Raw genomic sequence first — 21,564 nt, forward strand, 5'->3', positions numbered from 1 at the left:
AATTCGAATATTCAAAATCTGACACTTTCTGACCTAAAGAAAATCACGGCAAAATTTAGCCTTCAAAAGTACCGAATACGAATCATCATTGATCCGAATCTCGCCATCCACCCAATTCCTGTCACCAACCAGAACATATGTCATTGGTTTTAGATAAACTCAAAAATTCCCCTTAAAAATACTATTTACAATGGAATTTTTTTGTCTGTTTATATCAAGGAGTATTTTCCTTCATCAGGCATCACTTTCCGGGCAGTGAATATCGCGCCTGATTATACTTAATGACACTAACAAAAACTCTGGGCCGAAAAGCAGGCGTCAAACCTTGCGTCGCCTTCAGCCATAAAACCACGATCTGTTTTATAAATGCGCCAGAAGAAAAAATTTCGATCGAACGCCGCGACCAAACAAACGATGCCGCGTGCCAAAAGGCATATCAAAGCGATAAAATGCCGTCCTGAAATAGAGGAAAACCGTCATATCAGCCAAAAGCAATCTCTGCCCCGCTTTCTCATCACTTTTCTGTTCAAGACTTGACCGTGACCTGAAAACAGGCGTAAGAGAGTCACGCAATCGCAAGTCAGTTGCAATTGCGCCTTTCTATCGGCTGTCCAGCCCGTCTTGCATCTTTTTCCGGCAAGTATCATCAGGTTCCGCCATGCTCAAATTCCCTGCCCTTGTTTCTGCTGTGCTGATTGGTGGCGTCATATCCACCGTGGCCCATGCCGAAACGCAAACCATCGACATGGTGATCAAGGATCACAAATTTTCCCCTGCCGAAATTACCATTCCGGCCAACACGTCGGTGATTTTGCAGGTCAAAAATGCCGATCACGCGGTGGAGGAATTTGACAGCCACGACCTGCGCCGCGAAAAAATCATCGCGCCGGGCATGACCGCCAAAATCAAGCTCGATGGCCTTGCACCGGGTGTTTACAGCTTTATGGGGGAATTTCATTCCAGCACGGCCCAGGGCAAAGTTCACGTCAAATAACCGTGCCCAAATAACCGTGCCCGAAAAACAATCCTGTCCGTGTCCGGTCCCCCCTCCTGTTCTGTCAGGCCTTTTTGGCCTGGTGCCCTGCCTGAAAATACCGCCAGCGCCCTTCCCGCCTTTCTTACTGCGATGAACGCCTGAAATCCTTCCGTCTGCCCGCTTCTGTTTTCGTCCTTTCTGATGCCATAACCGGGATTGATCCCATGACTGCCGCCCTGATCATTGTTTTTCGTGAAGTTCTGGAAGCCGCACTGATTGTCGGCATTGTCCTGGCCGCCGTTAATGGCGTACGTGGTGCCAAGGCCTGGATTGCCGCCGGTATCGCCGGTGGTGTTGCCGGTGCGGCGATTGTTGCCTATTTTGCCGGGGCCATTGCCGGGGCACTTGCCGGATACGGGCAGGAAATTTTCAACGCCGCCATTCTGCTGGTCGCCGTTCTGATGCTGGGGTGGCACAATGCTTGGATGTCGGTCCATGGCCGGGAAATGGCAATGGAAATGCGCAATGCCGGCAATGCCGTGCGCGAAGGCCAAAAATCCCTGTCCGCGCTGGCGATTGTCGTGGGTGTTGCCGTGCTGCGCGAAGGATCGGAAATCGTTTTGTTCCTGTATGGCCTGGCAACGGCTGATGGGGGCCTTTCGGGAACCCTGCTGGGCGGTGCCATCGGCCTTGGCGCCGGGGTGGTTGTCGGGGCGGGGCTTTACCTGGGCCTTTTGCGCATCCCGACACGTTATCTGTTTTCCGTCACCAGTGTCATGATCACACTTCTGGCGGCAGGCATGGCGGCACAGGCGATGAATTTTCTCTCGGCAGCCGATATCGTCAATCAGGGCCCCGTCCTGTGGGACAGCTCGTGGCTGTTAAGCCAGGAAAGCCTCGCGGGCAAAGCCCTGCATACCCTGGTGGGCTATATGGATCGGCCCACCCTGCTGCAGGTCGTGGTTTATATCGCCACCGTGCTGGCCATTACCCTGGCCAGCAAAACCACCCGGCATATGGCAAATCGCCGCCCGGCACGGGGCCAAAACCAGGCCAGTGCGGCTGAATAACCAGAATTGAACAGGAAAAAGGCGGGGCTTTGTGCCACCGCCTTTTTTAACCTGTTGCTCATCCGCAATGAACCATCCGGCACCGATAGGTGCTCATTTTGCCTAATGTTGCCTAGTGCAGTAACACGGCATCGCCCAGGCCAGATTCGCCATCCACGGCCAGCGCGACACCATCAGCCAGGCTGTGAACCAGACCTTCCGGCGTGTTTTGTGCCCGCGCCACGACGATGCGCCCCATGACCGACGCCCCCTTTTCCTGGCGCAAAACACCCTGCTGGTTTGACACCACCGCCAACCCGGCCTTGTTTAACCAGTCAAAAATAATATCGGGATGATGGCGGAAACGCTGCCCTGGCCCCAAATCGAACGGGTAAATATCGCCTTCTTCCAGCGACATTACCAAAATACCCCCGGCAACCAGGCGCGAACGGATCATGCCCAGCACCGCTTCCAGATCCCCCAGATAGTTCAAAACATCGGCCGCAATCACCATGCCATATTGCGCCGTTGCCATATCGGGCATGGCGGTAATGTCGGCTTCACGCAAATCACGATACACACCCTTGGCCCGGGCCCGGTTCAACATGCGGGGCGACAGGTCCACACCATCAAGAATATCCACCTGACCGGCAAAAACATCGGCCACCAGCCCGGTACCACAGCCAAGGTCCAGCACCTCAAGCGGGCGTGGCAGGTCCGCCATCAGGTTGCGCACGGCTTCATACATCAGTTCCGGTGCCCGATAGGTCAGCCTGTCACGCAAAGAGCGTTCAAAACGCGGGGCGTAATCATCGAACAAAGCCCGGACATATTCCGGCGGCAAACGATCGCGCATCGCAACCGCGCCCAGCAACATCAACCGGACTTCCGCCCCCATGCGATCCGTTGCATCGCGCATCAGATACTGGCGATAGGCCTCGATGGCCTGTTCACCATGACCAGCCTTTTCGTGCAATTCACCTAACGCAAAATAGGCCTCATCCCAATTGGCATCCGCCTCGATTGCTGCGGCCGCCACCTCGATTGCGGCTTCACTGTCGCCGCGTGCCGCCATCGCCAGCGCAACATCAAGACGCCGACTTGCCAAAAGCCGATCATTGCTCATCTATTTGAAATCCCGGAAAGTCATCCCGCAGGATGTCGCCAATACCTGACGCTATATCTGCCTGTTTTCCAATTTTGGCAAGTCAGATAAAATCATTCACAAACAATGACTTATATAAAATCCGCTGGCATATAAGCTAAATACCGATCATAACTGGCCTAAATCCGCCATTTCGCCGCGAATCGCTTGATACCGGCACAAACAGCAAAACAGCCATGCAAATTTGACCCGGAAGGTCTTGAATTAAATTATTATATCATAATATAAAGATTAAACATCTTTCACAAGGAAACTGGAATGGAAAATTTCACCCCATTCACCGCCCTGGCAGGTGGTGCCCTGATCGGCCTTGCCGCCGGGCTTTATATGCTGCTTAACGGCCGCATTGCCGGTATCAGCGGCATCATTGGCGGCATTATCGGGGCCACGTCTGCACAAAAGGCCGAAAGAATCGCCTTCATTTGCGGGCTGGTTTTAGGCCCGGTCATTCTTGCACTGCTGGCGGGCTATCGCCCGGCCATCACGATTGATGCAGGCTTTCCGGTGCTGCTGTTGGCGGGGTTGCTGGTCGGGTTTGGTACCAGCATGGGCAGCGGTTGCACCAGTGGGCACGGCATTTGCGGGTTGGCCCGGTTTTCGCCCCGGTCCCTGGCCGCGACCCTGGCCTTTATGGCAACCGGCTTTTTGACCACTTTTGTCATGCGCCACCTGATCGGATTCTAACATGCGTATTTTGGGTGCTCTTTTATGTGGCTGTCTGTTCGGGGCCGGTTTGGCCCTTTCAGGCATGATCAACCCGGAAAAAGTTCTGGGATTTCTCGATATTGCCGCCATCTCCACCAATGGCTGGGACCCCAGCCTGATTTTTGTCATGGGCGGGGGGCTGATTGTCGCCTTGCCGTTTTTCTGGTGGGCAAAATCACATGATACCGCCCTTCTGGGGGGCAATATATCGTTACCCACCAAAAGAACCATCGACCGTCCGCTGATCATCGGCAGTCTGATTTTTGGTATTGGCTGGGGCCTGGCCGGGCTTTGCCCGGGACCGGCACTTTCCGCCCTGTCCTATTTACAGCTCAAACCGTTTCTGTTTGTCGTGGCAATGCTGGCGGGCATGGTCCTGCAACGCCTGTCTGCCCGCCCGTAAACAGGTTCGAGGCAACGGGATAATCAATTTTCAGGCCAGCCCAAAACATGGCAGGTATTCCGGCGCACGGGTGGCATATATCTTGTCTTTGGAATCCGTCTAGCCTACCTGTAAAGGCACCTCTCGCAGCCCTACAAGGTGGATAATGAAGATCGGCATTCTTGAAACAGGTTTCGTCCCCGACGAAATGCAGGACGAATTCAAAAGCTATCCCACGATGTTTGAAAAAATGCTCGGTTCACTCGATCCGTCGCTTCAATTTCAGGTCTGGCCGGTTTTGATCGACCAGTTCCCCGACAGCATCCACGATGCCGATGCCTGGATCATTACCGGCTCGAAACACGGTGTTTATGAAAACCTGCCCTGGATGATCAGGCTCCAGGCTGTCTTGCGAGACATTGTTGCGGCCCGAATTCCGGTTTTCGGGGTCTGTTTTGGCCATCAAATTCTGGCCGCTGCCCTGGGCGGTACGGTTGTCAAATCCGACAAGGGCTGGGGTATTGGCGTTCATGAATATCAGTTGGCCGACAACGCCCCGCAATGGGTTGAAAATGCGCCGGAAACCATGAAGCTGAATGCCTTTCATCAGGACCAGGTTGTGAAATTGCCCGAAACCGCATCGGTTTGGGCCAGTTCTGAATTTTGCCCCTATGCCGGGCTGAATTACGGTGACAGGGCTGCCTCGATACAGCCGCACCCGGAATTTTCATTTGAATATGAAAACGCCCTGCTGCAATCACGCCGGGGAGACGTGATCCCCGAAGAGATTGCCCAGATTGCCGAAAAATCGATGCAAAACCCGGTAGATGGCAGCAGTTTCGCCCACTGGCTTCTTGCCTTCCTGAAAGGTGAACGCCAGATCAAGGCGGCCTGAGAAGCCCGATAAAACCGGCACATCACTTATTGAACGTTCCAAACGGCGACCGGACATAAAGCGGTCGCCGTAAATTTTATGTGTTCCACACCATTCACAGCTTTGGGTCCGGCTCAACCCCCGATACAGTAACGCTTTCCTCTCGCAAAAACAGGCCGCCCGATGCCCTCAGCCCGACCTGCCCGCCGCCCAATCCTTGCCAAGGTGGCAAATGCTGTTCCGTCTTTACGCCTCTATGCGGGGCTGGTGCTGTTTGCATATGTTCTGACGCATTTCATCAATCATGGCTTCGGATTGATCTCGCCCGAACTAATGGAACGGGCGAATGATTTTCTGACATCGGCCTGGAAATTCCCGCCGCTGGAAATTCTGCTGATTACGGCGCTGATCACGCATTTCCTGCTGGCAACCGGGCGGCTTGCAAGGCGGCGCAGCCTGCGCCTGACGCGCAAGGAATGGCTACAAATTACCCTGGGCCTGTGCATCCCGGTTTTAATGTTTCAGCATATTCTGGGCACGCGCGTGGCCGAAATCGCCTTTGATGTCGAACCCTTTTACGAACGGGTTTTGGTGGATCTTGCGGTATTTCGCCCCGATATCGGCCTTCTGCAGGCGATTGCATTGCTTGTGGTCTGGATACATGGCTGTATCGGCATTCATTACTGGCTGTCGGTCAAACCTTTTTATGGTCGCATCCGGCCTCTGCTGGGGTTTTGTGCCATTGTCATTCCCACCCTGGCCCTGGCGGGCTATCTGGCGGCAGCAAACACCGTGATCGAACGCGCCGCCCTGGGGGGCACACCCTATCTTGCCCAAATCATCAAGGAAGCGGGGCGCACAGCGCAATCCTTTGCCTTTTATAACCGCATGGCCAATTACCTGCTGTTTGCCAGCATTGCCCTTGCCCTGAGCCCGTTTATCATACGCCAGTTACGCAAGACGATGGATCAGGTCCGAACAACCCCGGCGCTGAAACTGCCCGGCGGTCGGGCTGTGCGTATTATACCGGGGGCCACCGCGCTTGAGGCCCTGCGCGATGCCAAGGTCCCCATCGCATCGGTGTGCGGGGGGCGCGGGCGCTGCACCACATGCCGTTTATATTGCCGTTCCGGCCTGTCCGACCTGCCCGCCCCAAATGCCATCGAAAATGCGGCCCTTCGCAGTATTAACGCCCCGGAAGACTGGCGCCTTGCCTGCCAGATCCGACCAACCGCCGACCTGGAAATCACCCCGCTTTTACCTGCCAATGCCACTGCCAGCGATGGAAGACGCCCCGGCGGGCTGAGCGGAAGCGAAAGACAGGTCGTGACGATTTTCACCGATTTGCGCGATTCGACCAAACTGGGCGAAACCAAAATGCCCTATGACGTGCTGTTCATCCTCAATCAGTTTTTTGCCGAAATGACCGAAGCCCTGCAAAAGACCGGCGGCCATTATGCCCAATTTACCGGCGATGGCCTGATGGCGCTTTATGGACTGGAGGATCGCAATATTCGCCGCGCTATCGAAAATGCCATTCGCGGGGCGGGCGAAATGCTGGCACGAATCGAAAAGTTAAATACCCAGCTTGCGTCCGAATTACCCTTCAAACTGCGGATTGGTCTGGGCATTCACATTGGCGAGGCCATCGTCGGCGAAATGGGCCCACCACGCCGCGAACAGATCAGCGCCATTGGCGACAGCATCAACACAACGGCAAGACTTGAATCCAAATGCAAGGAACACGGCGTCCCGTTGATCATTTCGCAGGATGTGATCACACGGGGGAAACTGCAAATCCCCGAGGGAACAAAACTGCATCGTGAATCGTTACGGGGAAAAGAACGCGAAATCGCCTATTACGCCCTGGAAACCCTGCCTGTCATTACAGCACGGGCTGAAAAACAGATGGCAAAAGCAATAACGTGATGCAACGGCCCTGTTGCCACGAAACAAAGGCCCCGGCGCGTCAAAGGTTTGCCAATCCATCGCGGAGGATACGCATAACCGGACCCTGTTTGACGCACGGATGATTTGCTGCATTGCGGATGGGGCTTGACTATCGCGCCCAAAATAACATGTAATCATAAGGAAAGTGCGTCTTTGGTGCCGGTCTTCCGGGCCAGGACAGAGCAGATGCCGAAAGGATCTGATCCGTTGCACGCTCGCTCAGTCAGAGGAGGTGAAAGTTACCGCCATGTCGCGTATTTCTATGTTTAACAGCCCTCTCCTTCTTGGTTTCGATCAAATCGAACGCGTTCTTGATCAGGTCTCCAAGACCAAGGCGGAAGGGTATCCACCCTATAATATCGAACAGATTGGCGACAACCATATCCGCATCACGGTTGCCGTTGCCGGATTTTCCGATGATGACCTTTCGGTCACAACCGAAGACAACCAGTTGATCATTCGCGGAAAGCATCAGGAAGATGAAAGCAACCGCGTCTATATTCATCGCGGTATCGCTTCCCGGCAGTTCCAGCGGTCCTTCGTTCTTGCCGAAGGCATAGAAGTGGTGGGTGCCCATCTCGATAATGGTTTACTGCATATCGATTTGAACCGCCCGGTGCCCGAACCGGTCGTGCGTGAAATCGCCATCAACTCGAACCGTAAAAAGAATATTCCGTCGCGCACCATTGAAATGCAGATGGATGACGACAGTACCGAGACGAACAATCAATGAGCCGCAAGGCCAGTAGTGAGGAGTGGTTCAAATGAGCAATCGCATCACAGACCATGAAGACGCAGAAGGCGTCATCCCGGCCGAGCAGGACCTGCACATGCTGTCGTCAGGCGACTTTGCCATGCTGGGGATTCAGGATTTTGCCTATGTTCGCAAAATCGCAAACCCGGAAGAAAACGACGCGGCGGGTGTTTATGCGGTCTTTACCGCCGATGGCACCCATATCGCATCCTTTGAAAGCTATGCCGTGGCCTATGCCGCCATTCGCCAGCACGATATGGAACCGCGCTCGGTCCATTAATCAGGTCCGTAACAGCGTGTGATCTCGCAAAGCCGCGATATATCAATATCATCAATGTTCAAAGGCAGCCCCGCACCAGGGCTGCCTTTTGCTTGTCTGTTTCCGTTCGGGTTAACGCGACATCATAATTCTCGTGTCGCCCAACATACCGTCACCGGTTATTTTCCGTGTCAGAAGTTCATGGGGGATGCCCGGTTCAAGGGCACATGCCGCGACCAAACGATCACGCCGAACCTGATTTAAAACAACATCCCGGGCATCAAGGTTTTCCTCAAACCGTGCCTGTATAGGTGCCCTTACAATCGGGGCAACAATAAAGCAATTTGCCTTTAATTTGCAGCGTATCGAACTGCATTAAGCCAGCATTAACGGGCCAGGATTTCAGCTGCTTCCCGGGTGCGATTCACCGCTGTTGCCACCGACCCGGCCGATTTCTGAATATCGCCAATGTTGCGTGAAACCGCCTCGACCGTGTCACGCATTGACTGGATATTGTCCGAAACCCCGTCTGTCACGGCACTTTGCTCTTCAACCGCAGACGAAATATTGGCAACGCTATCGCGCACCATCTCAACCGAATTTCGGATCGTGCCCAAGGCATCCACCACTTCGGTCGTGATCGACTGAATGCCCGAAATTTCCTCGGCAATCTGATCAGTCGCCCGTGCGGCCTGATTGGCAAGGTTTTTCACCTCATTGGCAACCACGGCAAAGCCCTTGCCCGCATCTCCGGCCCGGGCCGATTCGATGGTGGCATTCAAAGCCAGAAGATTAATCTGTCCGGCAATATCCTGAATAACCTCGACAATATTGCCCATCGCCGCCACAACCTGGGACATGCGCTGGGTCGAAGAATCGGCAGCGACCGTTTGCTCAAACACCTGTTCGGTTGCACTGCGCGACTGTGCCATGCTGCGCGAAATTTCCGCGATCGATGCCGCAAGCTGCTCTGCACTAGTGGCAACGGTATGAACGGTTTCCGATGTATTGGTTGCCGCCATCACCGCATCGGTCGCCGTATCGCCCAATACCGCGATATTGTTATCAATTTCCGAGAAATTGTTATCAATCATCGCCTTGAGCTCAATCAGCAGATTGACCTGTTCCGTTACATCAGTGGCAAACTTGATCACCTTGAAAGGTTTGCCCATCGGATCAAGGATCGGATTATAAGATGCCTCGATCCAGACAACTTTGCGATTTTTGCCAATCCGTTTGTATTGGCCCTGCTGGAAAGTCCCCTGCTTCAAAGCACGCCAGAAATCGGCATATTCGCGCGTATCCTTAACGCCAACATCAACAAACATGCTGTGATGTTTGCCTTCAATATCCTTAAGGCGATAGTCAAACACATCAAGAAAGTTCTGGTTGGCTGTCAGGATTTTGCCATCAAGGTCAAATTCAATAAGGGCCTGAGCCTTGCTGATGGCATTGTACACACCTTGCAAAACCGCACGTTCCTGGCGGCGTTCAGTAATGTCGGTGGCAAACTTGATGACCTTTACCGGCACCCCGCGCCGGTCAAATACCGGGTTATAGCTGGCCTCAAGCCAAACATCCTCGCCCGTCTTCGTGACCCGGCGAAAGGCCGAACGCTGAAACTCGCCATTTCGCAGTTTTTTCCAGAAATTCTTGTATTCCGGTGTCTCACGCTCTTCCCGCGGCACAAAAATACTGTGCGACTTACCAACAATCTCAGCCAGTGTGTAACCGGTAATCGCCAGAAAATTCTCGTTTGCCGTCAAGATTTCTCCATCCATCGAAAACTCGATCGATGCCATTGACAGAGTCAGTGCATCCAGAACCTGAGAGGCATCCTGAGCCTTGCTTGATCGAAAAATTCGCGAAAATACCATAATTATTCCACCTTAAAGATAAGTAAGACCCCATGAGCACACAGGTAAAACTGCTCCTTTTGAATAAAAATACTATATAAAAGTATAATACGCGAGTCAAAAACGTACTGGCAGTTGTTTTTTTGCCCTGTTACTCGCATACGCTTCAGGAAGGCCAGTCGACGATATATTTTTCCAGGTCCGGATGCGCATCAAGCTCGGACATCACTCGTCCGGAGACAGACATGCCCGCCCGGATCGTTGATTGCGGATCACCTGTAACCAGGGGATGCCAAGCGGGCAGGTCTTTGCCATCCCGCATCAGCCGATACGCACAGGTTGACGGCATCCAGTCAATTTCTTCGATATTCTCGATTGAAAGCTGTACGCAGTCGGGCACATGCTGCTTGCGGTTAGGATAATCGCTACACTGGCAGCTGTCGCAATCAAGCAGGCGACACGCGACCGAGGTATAAAAAAGAACGTCGGTGTCTTCGTCCTGCAATTTGTGCAAACAGCATTTCCCGCAGCCGTCACACAACGATTCCCATTCATCCCGGGACATCTCTTCAAGACGTTTGGTTTTCCAGAAAGGCAAAGTCATATCAAAATCCAGTATCAGGCACCGGGGCATCGGTACCTGGTCTCAAGTTGTTACGGTCACATGTGGAAAACCGACCAGATTATTAACAGATCAGATGAAAAAAAGATCCAAACACCGAGCCGTTTTGCAGGCCACACGCCCCCAAATCCCGTCCATCGGCGGTGCACGCCATCAACCAGCCGGGCCCATCGGCCCTTATCGTGCTGGCATAATGGAATTCATGGCCGCGCAAAACCGTGCCCGCCATTCCCAATGGACAATCCTGGCTGACTTCTACCTGTCGGTAGCCAAGATGCAAGCGTCGCTGCGCAAAACTGGTTTCAAGCGGCAATAAACCGGCCATGTGGTGCCGCTTGCCCGCGCCATCCACCAGAATGTCGCCTAGCACCATATATCCGCCGCACTCGCCATAAACCGGAATCCCGCGCCGGGCGGCATCGCGCAAGGCGGTCATGAACCGGTCCGCTTTTGCCAGCTCTGCTGCATGTAGTTCAGGATACCCGCCAGGCAGATAAACCGCATCGCAATCCTGCGATGGCGCCGCGTTTGCCAAGGGAGAAAAATAGTCAATCCTGGCCCCGGCAGCTTCCCAACCGGCAATCAGATGCAGATAACAAAAGGCAAAGGCATCATCGCGCGCCACCGCAATATGCCGCCCCAAAGGCGCAATCGTCACCGGGGCTTTATGCGCGGCCTCATCCTGCTGTTCGTCCCGTTGCGGATGAGGATGAGGGCGAGGATGAGCCAGCCCCGGCCCGTCATCATCCGTTGATATCTTGGTCTGGTCACGGGCCAAGATATCAACGCCAGCAAGCTGCAACAGCCGGTCAAGGTCAATGTCGCGCTCCATGATTGTCGCCGCACGATCAAGAAAAGCCTCCAGCGCCGGGTGTTCACCCGCCTGCACCAGGCCCAAATGCCGTTCGGGCAGCGACAACGCATCATCACGCATCACCGCTCCAATGACAGGAATATCGGGAATCGCCTGCGCACAAGCCGTCATAATCAAATCGCGATGGCGGGGACTTCCCACCCGGTTCAAAATCACCCCGGCGATTCGCACATCGGCACGAAACCGGGCAAACCCCTGAATAACCGCCGCTGCCGATGCCGCCTGACCGCGCACATCCACCACCAGCACCACCGGCCAATTCATCAATGCCGCCAAATCAGCCGATGATCCGCCCCCGCCAGCCGCACCATCAAACAGGCCCATCACACCTTCACACAGCAAAAATCCGCCATCATCACCGCTACCAGCACCGGGCGGCCCAACATGCCAGCGCGCCAACGCCTCAATGGCCTCAGGTGCCATCGCCCAGGGATCAAGGTTAATGCAACGCCGCTGGCTGGCCGCCTGTTGAAAGGCCGGATCAATATAATCTGGTCCGGCCTTGGCCGCCGCAACCAGTTGCCCACGGCGAAGCAGTGCCCGCAATATTCCCAGGGTGATAACGGTTTTGCCGCTATTGGAGGACGGGGCCGCAATCAGCAGGCCCGGAACGGGTTCATTCCTGGTTTTCGACAACTTTTGCAACGCCTTCGGCGATTTTTTCTGGCGTTTCACCTTGATTGAAATGACGGATATAGGTGCCGTCTTTCCCCATCAGATAAATAAAGGACGTATGATCGACAAGATAGCTGTCCGAATCCTTCGGCTCGCCATCCTCGAAGGCCTTGGCATAATAAACCCGGTAGGCTTTGGCAGCCGCACTGGTTTGTTCCAGCGTACCGGTCAGGCCAATCAGGCGCGGGTGAAAATGGGGTACATAATCGGCCATTGCCGCCACGGTGTCGCGCTCGGGATCAACCGAAATGAAAATCGGCTGAACCTGCTTGGCAATATCCTGGGGCAATAAATCCATCGCATTGGAAATCGCCTGCAATTCGGTCGGGCACACATCGGGACAATAGGTATAGCCAAAATAAATCAGCATATACTGGCCGCGAAAATCCTGTTCGGTGCGGGTTTTGCCGGTCTGGTCCACCAGGGTAAAGGGCCCACCAATGGTGGCAACACCCGAACTATTGGTTTGCCCGCCATTTTCCACCGTAATGTTGCGGCCCATTTCGTAAAGCCGGAAGCCAAAACCAAATGACAGCACCAAAATAATGGCAATGATGATTACCCAGATTCTTCTATCCACGTCTCGCCGTCCTTGTTTGTAAGGCTGACCACCCGTCCCCCGAAGCCTGCATGATCAGCAGGTTCCCTTCAGGTGCGCACAATTACCAATCATTCTAATTATCAATCAACCAATCCGCCCAACCGGAATATCCTGTTATGGGCCAAATTGCCACCCTTGATAGAAGAGGCATGCTAGGCAACCGCTTTACGCCATCTGATGCCAGGCCAGCACGGCCAGCACCACCGCATTGGCCACCATCAGCCCCCGGCCAACAGGTGTCATCACATTGCGGAATTTACGGGTTGCATATTGCCCGATCCAGCCAGTTGCAAACAACATGGGAATGGTCCCCAGCCCAAAGGCCGCCATCACCATGCCCCCAGTAAGGGCCGATCCGCCTGCCGCAGCCAGCACCAGCGCGCCATATATCAGGCCACAGGGAATAAAGCCCAGCAACACACCCAGCACATATCCACGCACACCGAACGGCGCGCTGAAAAACGGCCCCAACCGCGCTGTTACCTTGCGATTCCACCAGTGTGCCGGCCCCGATGATGTGCCCGTCGCCCGCGCCATACGTCCCGGCAACACGCCTGACAAATGCGGCACCAGCCCGGAAATACCATAAACCAGAAAAAACAGCGCGGCGATGCCCAGCAAAACCGGGCCAATCCACCAAACCCGGGCAAGGGCGGAAATGCTGTCGGTAAAAAACCCGGCCAGAACACCCAGGAAAATATAGGTCGTTAACCGACCGAAATGATAAGGAAAAAGAGCAGCCCCCGTCAGGCGACGAAATTCCGACATTTTATCAAGCGGCATTTTTTCCATACGCGCTGTCACCTGGCTGACGACAAAGGGCCCGCACATCCCGACACAATGGGTGGCACTGCCCACCAGGCCCGCCAGCAACGCCGTCACCATCACACCGCCATCCTGGCGCACCGCTGTGCTGCACTGTGCCCAGCCGCTTTCGATAATGCGGATCAGAATTTGCTGTTCGTCCATTGATCTACCTGCTTATGGGGCCACGCCCGATGGTCACGTGATTGTGCCGGGCCCCAACGCAAAGAACAACGATATAGATCAATTTCACGCCAACAACGCAGCAAGCCGCTTACGACGCATCCGACGCCGTGTCAGCCGGAACAATCAGATCCAAAATCTGATCCAGGGCAACATGGCGCACCTCTGCCACATCATCCTGTGGCGACAGCCAATTCAGGCGATCGCGCAAATCAACAACTTTGCCGACAATGCAAATGGCTGGCGGTTCAAGCTGCGAATTGGCAATATCTCGGGCGGCATTTTTCAGGGTCGTGATCAGTAATTGCTGGTGGGGGGTAGTCGCCCGGCTGATCACGGCAACCGGTTCGTCTGCCGGGCGGCCATGTTCCATCAGGCGGTTGGCAATGCGATCAATATGCTTCATCGCCATATACATCACCAAAACCTGCGATCCTTCGGCCAGCGACGCCCAATGGATATTGTCGGGGACATCGCCACTGGCCCCGTGGCCGGTGACAAAGGTAACGGCGGAATTACAATCCCGGTGGGTTGCCGGAATACCGGCATAGGCCGCCCCGGCAATCCCGGCGGTAATGCCGGGCACGACACGAAACGGAATGCCATGCTCCACCAGGGTCAGGCCCTCTTCTCCACCACGGCCAAACACAAACGGGTCCCCGCCCTTCAGGCGCAAAACACGCAGCCCCTGGCGGGCCAAATCCACCAGTTCCAGCGAAATATCGGTTTGTTTGGCCGAGGGACGGCCACCGCGTTTGCCCGCGTAAATCTGTTTCGTATCGGGCCGCAGCAGGTTTAAAATGCGGTCATCGACCAACGCATCATACACCACCACATCGGCCTGTTGCATGGCGTTAACGGCATGCAGCGTCAACAATCCGGGGTCGCCCGGCCCGGCGCCAACCAGCCAGACCCAGCCTGCTTCAAATACCGGAAAATCAATACCAAGTGATGTCATACGCGCAACGAACCCGAATTTCAGGAAAACCCCATCTGCCACATCCGGTTGCGAAACCGGAACATGACGGACATCTTACACAGGAATAGTCATCGTAAGGCAACAGATAAATCCAATTTTTTCAGGTATTATTTTAATATATACAATAATTAAGTGTTTTTATTGACATCATCAGGCAATGGTCTGTTATTGGCAAACCAGCTAGGATGCTGCCGATAACATGGCAGCACCCCGGATAACAGGAATTCAGCCCGCCCCATGACCCGCAAACCCGACGGCCCGCTACGTAAAGGATGGACAACCGGGGCCTGTGCCACCGCCGCCACCCGTGCGGCCTGGCAGGCATTGCTGTCAGGCGCGTTTCCCGATCCGGTCGGCATTACCCTGCCGCGCGGTGAAACCCCGCACTTTGCCCTGGTCAAACAGGAAACCGGGCCGGGCTGGGCACGGGCCAGTGTCATCAAGGATGCGGGCGATGACCCCGATGTGACCCACCAGGCCGAAATCATTGCCACCCTGCGCCAGGCCAAACCGGGGGCAGGCATTTCGTTTCATGCCGGGGCGGGTGTTGGCATGGTTACAAAACCCGGCCTGCCGCTGCCGGTCGGGGAACCTGCCATCAACCCCAAACCGCGCGAAATGATGGTGGCACAAATCTTGGAACTGGCCGCAAGCTTTGGTGTGCAGCCTGATGTGGAAATTGAAATTTCCATTCCCGGGGGCGAAGATATCGCACAAAAAACCTGGAATCCCCGCCTGGGCATTATCGGGGGACTCTCGGTTTTGGGTACCACCGGCGTTGTCATTCCTTTTAGCTGTTCGGCCTGGATCCATTCCATTCATCGCGGCATAGATGTCGCCCGTGCCACCGGGCGGCCCCACATTGCCGGGGCGACGGGTAAAACATCTGAAAGTGCAATCAAGGCGCTATATAAACTGCCCGATGAAGCCCTGATCGATATGGGCGACTTTGTGGGGGGCATGCTGAAATATCTGCGCCGCAATCCGGTTGCCAATGTCACCATTGCCGGGGGATTTGGCAAACTGGTCAAACTGGCACAGGGCCATCTGGACCTGCACAGCAGCCGGTCGCAGGTTGATATGGTAAAATTGGCGCAAACCGCCGATAATGCCGGTGCGGATGAAGCATTGTGCAACGCCATTCGCACGGCCAATACCGCCCGCCATGTGTTGGAACTTTGTGCCAGCCAAAACGTTAATATTGCCGAGATCATTGCCAGACAGGCACGCGAAACGGCAATGGCAACCCTTGATGGCGCCTGCGCAATCGAGGTTGTTATTTTTGACCGTCAGGGCAAAATGGTGGGCCGCGCTGGTCGGCTTGCGCTCCCGTCCTGTTCCTCGCACACAGGCCCCGCCAGGGGCTGCTGAAACACAACGCTGCATTTCAGCCACATCCCTGTTTGAACAGCCCGCATACATGCGGCTGTTTGTGACACACAGAATTGAACCTAACCAAAGGAAACCGATTGCCGATGTCCGATCCCGACCTGAGACTGAAAAATCATCTTTCCCCGCTCAATGTGCTGGTTTTTGGTGGCACCGGTGATGCCAACCGGATCACCAGCGAGCTTTTGGTCAGGTTTGGTTCCCACATCCGTTTGCAGCTTTCCATTGCCGGGCGTACCAGTGCGCCCAATCTGCCCGATGGCGTCCCCGTTCGCATTGGCGGTTTTGGCGGGCCGGAAGGCATTGTCAAAAACCTCAAAAAAGAAGGCATCGATCTGGTAATTGATGCCACCCATCCCTTTGCCACGCAAATCTCGGCCCATATTGCCACAGCCTGCGAACAGGCCGGCACGCCCTGCATTCAATACCATCGTGCCCCCTGGACACCGACCGAGGGGGATCGCTGGATCACAGTGCCCGATCTCAAGGCGGCCGCGCAAAAGCTGCCATCGGTGGGCAAACGTGCCCTGATTGCCATTGGCCGCAAGAACCTGCATTATTTTAACAACCTGCAGGATTGCTGGTTGCTGGTGCGCACAGTCGAAGCCCCCAAACAAACCTTTGACCTGGAAAATGGCGAATGGTTGTCGGCACGCGGCCCCTTTTCACCGGACCGCGAACGTGAATTGCTGGAACGCTACGAAATTGACGTTGTTGTCACCAAAAACAGTGGAGGCGAGGCCAGCGAAGGCAAACTGATTGCCGCACGCGAACTCGGTATCCCCGTCATCATGATCGAACGCCCCCCGCTTGAGGCGGTCGATTATGCCAGCAGCACCGAAGAGGTCATGCAAAAAGTCGCCCATCATCACACAACACAATAAGCAATTGCTTACCAGCAGGGCGGCACACCAAATCCGCCTTAAACTCCCTTTCCCCTGGATTGACGCATTTTGCCAGGGGCATTCTTCCTTCCGTCATGCAGGGAAAGGGAGTCTAATCGCCGATTCGGCCCTACTGGATCGATGTTTCAGCAATGTGACAATTCCCCTGAAAAACAGCCATTTTCGGCAGTTTTTACCACAGATATTGCACCCTGAATTGTGCTTTCTCCCAGGCTTACATAACCACACATGAAATTTGGTTAATCTCCTTGCCAGCCCCCATCTGACGCGGAATATTTTCTGTCTGCCATGTCGCCCCGGCATCGGGAGGGGAAAATAATGGGATTTCCCCTAACCACCACAAGCCCGCGACCTGGCAAAAAGGGGATTACAACCATGTCGACAGAACGGTCAAAAGCACCGCACGACGATACCAACCAATATATGGGGAACTTGGAATGAGTGGTCGTCTTGGTTTGCGCGGGCGCTTGATGCTTGCCATCGTACCAATCGCCCTGCTGGCCGCGAGTGCCGCGGGCATCAGCCTTTTTTCATTTGAAGCCACCAGCCAACAGCAAAAAACGGTCTCGGAAGAAGCCATTCCAGCCCTTGCTACGGCCCAACAGCTTTATGCCAAAGGAAACGCCCTGACTGCAATTGGCCGTATGGTTGCCGCCGCCGAAGATGAAACGGCGGTCAAAACAGCAACCGAAAGACTTTCAACCGTCGAAACCGCAATCCATGACGATATTGCCCGTCTGTCGCAACTGGGGGTCAAGGCCAACATTCTCAGCAGTTTTTCCGAAAAGACCGGCCAGCTTGGCAAAAATATCCGTCGCCTGAGTGACACACGCCTGACCCTGTTTAAACTGGGCACTGAACTGAATAACCGTTCAGAACAAAATGCCAGGGCCGCAGCAAGCATCGAACAGCTTGCCAATAATCTGGGCGTCAATGCCGCGATGAATCTCAACGACAATGCCAGCTCGCTTTATTCCCTGATCGGGGATCCCGACCAAACATCGGTCGCCTCGGACAAGCTTAATACCCTGCTGGATGTAAATGCCGTCAATGTCCAGAATATGGGGGATTTGCGCGCCAATGCTTTCCAAATTCCCGCAACCGGCGACCAGATTTTGGCAGCCAGTACCGTCAAAGACCTGGACCGCATCAAATTCCAGGCGGACCCTTTGCTGACCCAATTGCAAAAGGGCATCGAACATATAGACGACACGGCACAAAAGGCCGAAGGCCAGAAACAGTTCGACATTATCCACGCAAATCTGAGCCCGAATGCCGATCAAAACCTGTTTAACCTGCAGGGCCAGCACCTGCAAACCAGTGCCACGCTTGAAGATATCCTCAGCGAGAACAACAATATTTCAGCCGACATTGCCCAAAGCGCCCAACAGGTGCTTGCGCAAATGCAAAACAAAATCGACGCTGCCAACCAGGCAGTTGAAGGGACCATCGACGCATCGCGTACCATAATGGTCGCGGTGATTATCGCGGTCATCGTGATTTCCGGTCTCATTCTCTGGCTGTATGTCCAGCGCAATCTTTTGCGCCGCCTGATCGGCCTGAACAGCGCCATGACGCGCCTTGCCAGCGGCGACCTTGACACCCCGGTCATCGACAGGGGGCGTGACGAAATTGCCGATATGGCCATCGCGGTGGAAACCTTCCGTGAAAACGGGCTGGAAGCACAACGCCTGCGGGCCGAAAACCAGGCCGCCGAACAGCGCGCCGAACAATTGCGCCGCCAAACCCTGCTGGAAATGGCGGACGGGTTTGAGGCCACCATCAATGCCCTGGTGGCAGAACTGGTCAAGGCGGCGGGCGATATGGGCGAGACGATGGGCAAAATGGCCGACAATGCCGGCAATAACGTCGCCCGTGCAATGGAAGTCACCAATGCCTCGCAGGAGGCCTCGCGCAATGTCAGTTCCGTCTCGTCGGCGACCGAACAGCTTTCGGCATCGGTGCGCGAAATTGAACGCCAGATCATCAAGGCCGAGGAAATTTCGCAAAATGCCGTCGGTCAGGCCCGACGTTCCGATGAAACCGTGCGCCAAATGTCGGAAACCGCAGCGCGCATTGGCGAAGTCATTAACCTGATCACCAATATTGCCGATCAGACCAACCTTTTGGCCCTGAATGCCACCATCGAGGCCGCCCGTGCCGGTGACGCCGGCAAAGGCTTTGCCGTGGTGGCAGGCGAAGTCAAAAATCTTGCCACCCAGACCCAGCGCGCCACCGACGATATTGGCCGTCAGATCGAAGAAATGCGTACCGTCAGCAACGATGCCGTTGAAATGATCTCCGCAATCGCTCATACCATTGGCGAAATGGATGTGATTTCGGCCTCGATCGGGGCGGCGATGCGCCAGCAGGGGGCGGCAACCGGCGAAATTGCAACGGGTTCCGAGGAAGCCGCAAATGGTGTACGCCATATGTCGGCCAATATGGAAAGCGTTTCGCAAACCGCCAGCATGGTGCAAAACCTTGCCAGCCATGCCCGCGACGTTGCCGGAGAACTGCTGCGCAAAACGCAGAACCTGCAATTTGAGGCCAACAATTTTGTCAGCCGGGTGCGCGCCGACTGACTACCGGAAAGAAGCCGGACTGGTTTGCATTATATGCCTGGTTTGCCCCAGCCCGGTTCGGCTTTGCCCTTTGGCGCAATCCAAAGGGCACCTATAACAAACCCCCGCCAGTCTTAATGACAGGCGGGGGTTTGCTGTAACACGGCAATCAACAGGTAATATCGCGGTCCTTAACCGGCATAACCAAACATGCGCGGCAACCACAAAACAATGGACGGAATAAGCGTCATTGCCAAAAGGGCCAGCAGCAGCACAAAGATAAACGGCCAGATTTCGCGGATAATATCGCGCAGCGGAATACCCGTGACGCCGTTCAGAACAAACAGCACCACCCCATAAGGCGGCGTTACCAGCCCGATCATGATATTGACCGTCACCACCACACCAAAATGCACAAGGTCGATGCCCAGCATTTTGGCGGCTGGCAAAAACAGCGGCACCACAATCAAAAGCAGGGTCGTGGCATCAAACAGGCAGCCCAACAGCAGGATCAGAATGTTGACCCCCAGCAGGAAAACAATGGGCGACATTTCCAGTCCGGCCAGCGCACCTGCCACCATCGAGGGGACGTTTTCGCTCGCCACCAGGTAATTCAGCACCAGGGCCGAGGCAATGATCAACCCCACCACCGAGGTTGAGCGCGCCCCGTCCAGAACCAGCCTGTAAAAGTCTTTCCAGGTCAATGAACGATAGAAAACCACCGACAATACCAGGGCATAAACCGCAGCAACCGCCGCTGCCTCGGTCGGGGTGGTGACACCGCCATAAATGCCATACAACAAAATGACCGGCAGCATCAGGGCCGGGAAAGCCCGCATCGTCAGCCGGGGAATTTCACGCATCGGCACCGCCTCGTCACGCGGGAAATCACGCCGGCGCGCCGTAATGGCATTCAGGATCATCAACACCAGCGCCAGCAACAGCCCCGGCACAATCCCGCCCAAAAACAGATACCCGATCGAGGTATCGGAAATCAGTGCATACAGGATCATGGGGATGGACGGCGGAATGATCGGACCGATCACGCTTGAGGCGGCCGTCAAGGCGGCAGCATATCCCGGCGGATAACGGTTATTGCGGCACATCAGGTCAATGATCACGCGGCCAATACCGGCGGCATCGGCAATCGCGGACCCCGACATGCCCGAAAAAATCAGGCTCGCCATCACATTGACATGGGCAAGACCGCCACGCATGCGGCCTACAATGGCCACACAGAAATTCAGCAACCGGTCACTGATGGTCCCGGCATTCATGAAATTGGCAGCCAGAATGAACAATGGCACCGCCAGCAGGACATAGCTGTTAAACAGGCCGTTCAGCGCCTGTTCCGCCACCAGCCCCACATCCTGCCCGGTCATGAAAAGATAGGCAATGGAGCTGGCCAGGGCCGCAAGTGAAATGGGCATACCAATGGCGCCCAGCAGCAAAAAGCCACCCAGGCTAAGCGTAAAGGCCAGGCTCATGGCTGTTCCCTTTGTTCTTCTTCATCCCCGGCAATGGCGGCCACTTCATCCTGCCAGCGGCGGGTCAACAGCCGATACAGCGACACGGCGGATCGAATGACCACCGCAATGATGAAAACCGGGAAAATCGCATAAATATAGTTCAGTGGAATGCGCGTAACCGGGGCTTTTTCGATCCGCATGAACTGCACATAATCAATAATCACCGGCAGGCCGGCGGCAAAGGCAGCACCAATGCAAAAAATGCCCAAAATGGCCATCACCCGTTTCTGACGCGGATTGGCCATGAGAAACAGCATGTTGAACGATACATGTTCGCTATCGCGCAACAGGAAGGCCGATGTCCAAAACACCAGCCAGATATACAGAATAACGCAAACTTCCACCGTCCAGCCCAAAGGTTCATTCAGGACATAGCGGGAAAAAATCTGCAAAAGAAAGGTTGCGAACATCACGATGAACAATGTCACCGCGATGCCCTCGCAACCTTTTTTCATTATGGATCCGAATG

General features: G+C 54.9%; 20 protein-coding genes. 11 read left to right on the forward strand and 9 right to left on the reverse strand.

Going from position 1 to position 21,564, the window contains the following annotated elements; all coding sequences use genetic code 11:
* The first annotated feature begins 658 nt into the window (after positions 1-658).
* Together LF95_RS09535 and LF95_RS09540 are read left to right on the forward strand one after the other, a co-directional pair.
* Positions 659-994 (forward strand): cupredoxin domain-containing protein, encoded by a 336-nt coding sequence (locus LF95_RS09535; protein ID WP_073954957.1) that lies wholly within the window; start codon positions 659-661, stop codon positions 992-994.
* Positions 995-1,200: 206 nt separating this feature from the next.
* The gene (locus tag LF95_RS09540; RefSeq protein WP_073954958.1) at positions 1,201-2,046 is read left to right on the forward strand and encodes an FTR1 family iron permease; all 846 of its coding nucleotides are present in this window, start codon (positions 1,201-1,203) and stop codon (positions 2,044-2,046) included.
* Positions 2,047-2,158: 112 nt separating this feature from the next.
* Here LF95_RS09540 and LF95_RS09545 read toward each other — a convergent pair whose 3' ends face one another.
* Positions 2,159-3,151, reverse strand: coding sequence for a class I SAM-dependent DNA methyltransferase (locus LF95_RS09545; protein ID WP_073954959.1), 993 nt, complete (start codon positions 3,149-3,151; stop codon positions 2,159-2,161).
* A gap of 297 nt (positions 3,152-3,448) precedes the next feature.
* Between LF95_RS09545 and LF95_RS09550 the strand changes: the two genes are divergently transcribed.
* The 6 genes from LF95_RS09550 to LF95_RS09575 all read left to right on the forward strand — a co-directional run bounded on the left by LF95_RS09550 (position 3,449) and on the right by LF95_RS09575 (position 8,135).
* Positions 3,449-3,874 (forward strand): YeeE/YedE family protein, encoded by a 426-nt coding sequence (locus LF95_RS09550; RefSeq protein WP_073954960.1) that lies wholly within the window; start codon positions 3,449-3,451, stop codon positions 3,872-3,874.
* A 1-nt stretch (position 3,875) separates the two neighbouring features.
* Positions 3,876-4,298, forward strand: coding sequence for a DUF6691 family protein (locus LF95_RS09555; protein ID WP_073954961.1), 423 nt, complete (start codon positions 3,876-3,878; stop codon positions 4,296-4,298).
* Between the two features lie 145 nt (positions 4,299-4,443).
* Positions 4,444-5,172 (forward strand): glutamine amidotransferase-related protein, encoded by a 729-nt coding sequence (locus LF95_RS09560; protein WP_073954962.1) that lies wholly within the window; start codon positions 4,444-4,446, stop codon positions 5,170-5,172.
* Between the two features lie 162 nt (positions 5,173-5,334).
* A complete protein-coding gene (locus LF95_RS09565; RefSeq protein WP_073954963.1) occupies positions 5,335-7,080 on the forward strand; it encodes an adenylate/guanylate cyclase domain-containing protein in 1,746 nt (581 codons plus the stop codon).
* A 268-nt stretch (positions 7,081-7,348) separates the two neighbouring features.
* The gene (locus tag LF95_RS09570; RefSeq protein ID WP_073956144.1) at positions 7,349-7,834 is read left to right on the forward strand and encodes an Hsp20 family protein; all 486 of its coding nucleotides are present in this window, start codon (positions 7,349-7,351) and stop codon (positions 7,832-7,834) included.
* 31 nt (positions 7,835-7,865) lie between these two features.
* A complete protein-coding gene (locus tag LF95_RS09575; RefSeq protein WP_073954964.1) occupies positions 7,866-8,135 on the forward strand; it encodes a DUF1150 family protein in 270 nt (89 codons plus the stop codon).
* 365 nt (positions 8,136-8,500) lie between these two features.
* On the opposite strand, the gene LF95_RS09580 is transcribed toward LF95_RS09575, so the two are convergent.
* The 6 genes from LF95_RS09580 to cobA all read right to left on the reverse strand — a co-directional run bounded on the left by LF95_RS09580 (position 8,501) and on the right by cobA (position 14,687).
* Positions 8,501-9,991: a methyl-accepting chemotaxis protein gene (locus LF95_RS09580; protein ID WP_073954965.1), complete on the reverse strand. Its 1,491-nt coding sequence runs from the start codon at positions 9,989-9,991 to the stop codon at positions 8,501-8,503.
* Between the two features lie 145 nt (positions 9,992-10,136).
* Entirely contained in the window at positions 10,137-10,574 is a 438-nt protein-coding gene (locus LF95_RS09585; protein WP_073956145.1) for a YcgN family cysteine cluster protein, read from the reverse strand.
* 82 nt (positions 10,575-10,656) lie between these two features.
* Entirely contained in the window at positions 10,657-12,102 is a 1,446-nt protein-coding gene (locus tag LF95_RS09590; RefSeq protein ID WP_073954966.1) for a cobyrinate a,c-diamide synthase, read from the reverse strand.
* Complete coding sequence (locus LF95_RS09595; protein WP_073954967.1) at positions 12,083-12,721, reverse strand: SCO family protein; 639 nt, start codon at positions 12,719-12,721, stop codon at positions 12,083-12,085. Before LF95_RS09595 ends, LF95_RS09590 begins: the two co-directional genes overlap by 20 nt.
* Before the next feature lie 186 nt (positions 12,722-12,907).
* Complete coding sequence (locus LF95_RS09600; RefSeq protein ID WP_073954968.1) at positions 12,908-13,711, reverse strand: sulfite exporter TauE/SafE family protein; 804 nt, start codon at positions 13,709-13,711, stop codon at positions 12,908-12,910.
* A 109-nt stretch (positions 13,712-13,820) separates the two neighbouring features.
* A complete protein-coding gene (gene cobA / locus LF95_RS09605) occupies positions 13,821-14,687 on the reverse strand; it encodes a uroporphyrinogen-III C-methyltransferase (RefSeq protein WP_073956146.1) in 867 nt (288 codons plus the stop codon).
* A gap of 258 nt (positions 14,688-14,945) precedes the next feature.
* Here cobA and LF95_RS09610 point away from each other — a divergent pair, with 258 nt between their 5' ends.
* The 3 genes from LF95_RS09610 (at position 14,946) to LF95_RS09620 (ending at position 19,587) form a co-directional block, all read left to right on the forward strand.
* Positions 14,946-16,079 (forward strand): cobalt-precorrin-5B (C(1))-methyltransferase, encoded by a 1,134-nt coding sequence (locus LF95_RS09610; RefSeq protein WP_073954969.1) that lies wholly within the window; start codon positions 14,946-14,948, stop codon positions 16,077-16,079.
* 104 nt (positions 16,080-16,183) lie between these two features.
* Complete coding sequence (locus LF95_RS09615; protein ID WP_073954970.1) at positions 16,184-16,981, forward strand: cobalt-precorrin-6A reductase; 798 nt, start codon at positions 16,184-16,186, stop codon at positions 16,979-16,981.
* 458 nt (positions 16,982-17,439) lie between these two features.
* Positions 17,440-19,587 carry a methyl-accepting chemotaxis protein gene (locus LF95_RS09620; protein WP_073954971.1) on the forward strand — a complete coding sequence of 716 codons (2,148 nt, stop codon included), beginning with the start codon at positions 17,440-17,442 and terminating at the stop codon, positions 19,585-19,587.
* A 170-nt stretch (positions 19,588-19,757) separates the two neighbouring features.
* Here the strand turns inward: LF95_RS09620 and LF95_RS09625 are convergent, their stop codons facing one another.
* The gene (locus LF95_RS09625) at positions 19,758-21,053 is read right to left on the reverse strand and encodes a TRAP transporter large permease (RefSeq protein ID WP_073954972.1); all 1,296 of its coding nucleotides are present in this window, start codon (positions 21,051-21,053) and stop codon (positions 19,758-19,760) included.
* Complete coding sequence (locus tag LF95_RS09630) at positions 21,050-21,550, reverse strand: TRAP transporter small permease (RefSeq protein WP_073954973.1); 501 nt, start codon at positions 21,548-21,550, stop codon at positions 21,050-21,052. The genes LF95_RS09625 and LF95_RS09630 overlap by 4 nt, the downstream gene beginning before the upstream one ends.
* Positions 21,551-21,564: the final 14 nt, after the last annotated feature.

It is taken from the genome of Thalassospira sp. TSL5-1 (assembly GCF_001907695.1).
Lineage (GTDB): Bacteria > Pseudomonadota > Alphaproteobacteria > Rhodospirillales > Thalassospiraceae > Thalassospira.

What these genes read in the sequence shown, in the direction of transcription:
- LF95_RS09620 (WP_073954971.1), top strand. Translation starts at nt 17,440, where the DNA reads ATGAGTGGTCGTCTTGGTTTGCGCGGGCGCTTGATGCTTGCCATCGTA.
- LF95_RS09625 (WP_073954972.1), bottom strand. Translation starts at nt 21,053, where the DNA reads ATGAGCCTGGCCTTTACGCTTAGCCTGGGTGGCTTTTTGCTGCTGGGC.
- LF95_RS09565 (WP_073954963.1), top strand. Translation starts at nt 5,335, where the DNA reads ATGCCCTCAGCCCGACCTGCCCGCCGCCCAATCCTTGCCAAGGTGGCA.
- LF95_RS09630 (WP_073954973.1), bottom strand. Translation starts at nt 21,550, where the DNA reads ATGAAAAAAGGTTGCGAGGGCATCGCGGTGACATTGTTCATCGTGATG.
- LF95_RS09555 (WP_073954961.1), top strand. Translation starts at nt 3,876, where the DNA reads ATGCGTATTTTGGGTGCTCTTTTATGTGGCTGTCTGTTCGGGGCCGGT.
- cobA (WP_073956146.1), bottom strand. Translation starts at nt 14,687, where the DNA reads ATGACATCACTTGGTATTGATTTTCCGGTATTTGAAGCAGGCTGGGTC.
- LF95_RS09550 (WP_073954960.1), top strand. Translation starts at nt 3,449, where the DNA reads ATGGAAAATTTCACCCCATTCACCGCCCTGGCAGGTGGTGCCCTGATC.
- LF95_RS09545 (WP_073954959.1), bottom strand. Translation starts at nt 3,151, where the DNA reads ATGAGCAATGATCGGCTTTTGGCAAGTCGGCGTCTTGATGTTGCGCTG.
- LF95_RS09540 (WP_073954958.1), top strand. Translation starts at nt 1,201, where the DNA reads ATGACTGCCGCCCTGATCATTGTTTTTCGTGAAGTTCTGGAAGCCGCA.
- LF95_RS09560 (WP_073954962.1), top strand. Translation starts at nt 4,444, where the DNA reads ATGAAGATCGGCATTCTTGAAACAGGTTTCGTCCCCGACGAAATGCAG.
- LF95_RS09610 (WP_073954969.1), top strand. Translation starts at nt 14,946, where the DNA reads ATGACCCGCAAACCCGACGGCCCGCTACGTAAAGGATGGACAACCGGG.
- LF95_RS09585 (WP_073956145.1), bottom strand. Translation starts at nt 10,574, where the DNA reads ATGACTTTGCCTTTCTGGAAAACCAAACGTCTTGAAGAGATGTCCCGG.
- LF95_RS09570 (WP_073956144.1), top strand. Translation starts at nt 7,349, where the DNA reads ATGTCGCGTATTTCTATGTTTAACAGCCCTCTCCTTCTTGGTTTCGAT.
- LF95_RS09535 (WP_073954957.1), top strand. Translation starts at nt 659, where the DNA reads ATGCTCAAATTCCCTGCCCTTGTTTCTGCTGTGCTGATTGGTGGCGTC.
- LF95_RS09575 (WP_073954964.1), top strand. Translation starts at nt 7,866, where the DNA reads ATGAGCAATCGCATCACAGACCATGAAGACGCAGAAGGCGTCATCCCG.
- LF95_RS09600 (WP_073954968.1), bottom strand. Translation starts at nt 13,711, where the DNA reads ATGGACGAACAGCAAATTCTGATCCGCATTATCGAAAGCGGCTGGGCA.
- LF95_RS09580 (WP_073954965.1), bottom strand. Translation starts at nt 9,991, where the DNA reads ATGGTATTTTCGCGAATTTTTCGATCAAGCAAGGCTCAGGATGCCTCT.
- LF95_RS09615 (WP_073954970.1), top strand. Translation starts at nt 16,184, where the DNA reads ATGTCCGATCCCGACCTGAGACTGAAAAATCATCTTTCCCCGCTCAAT.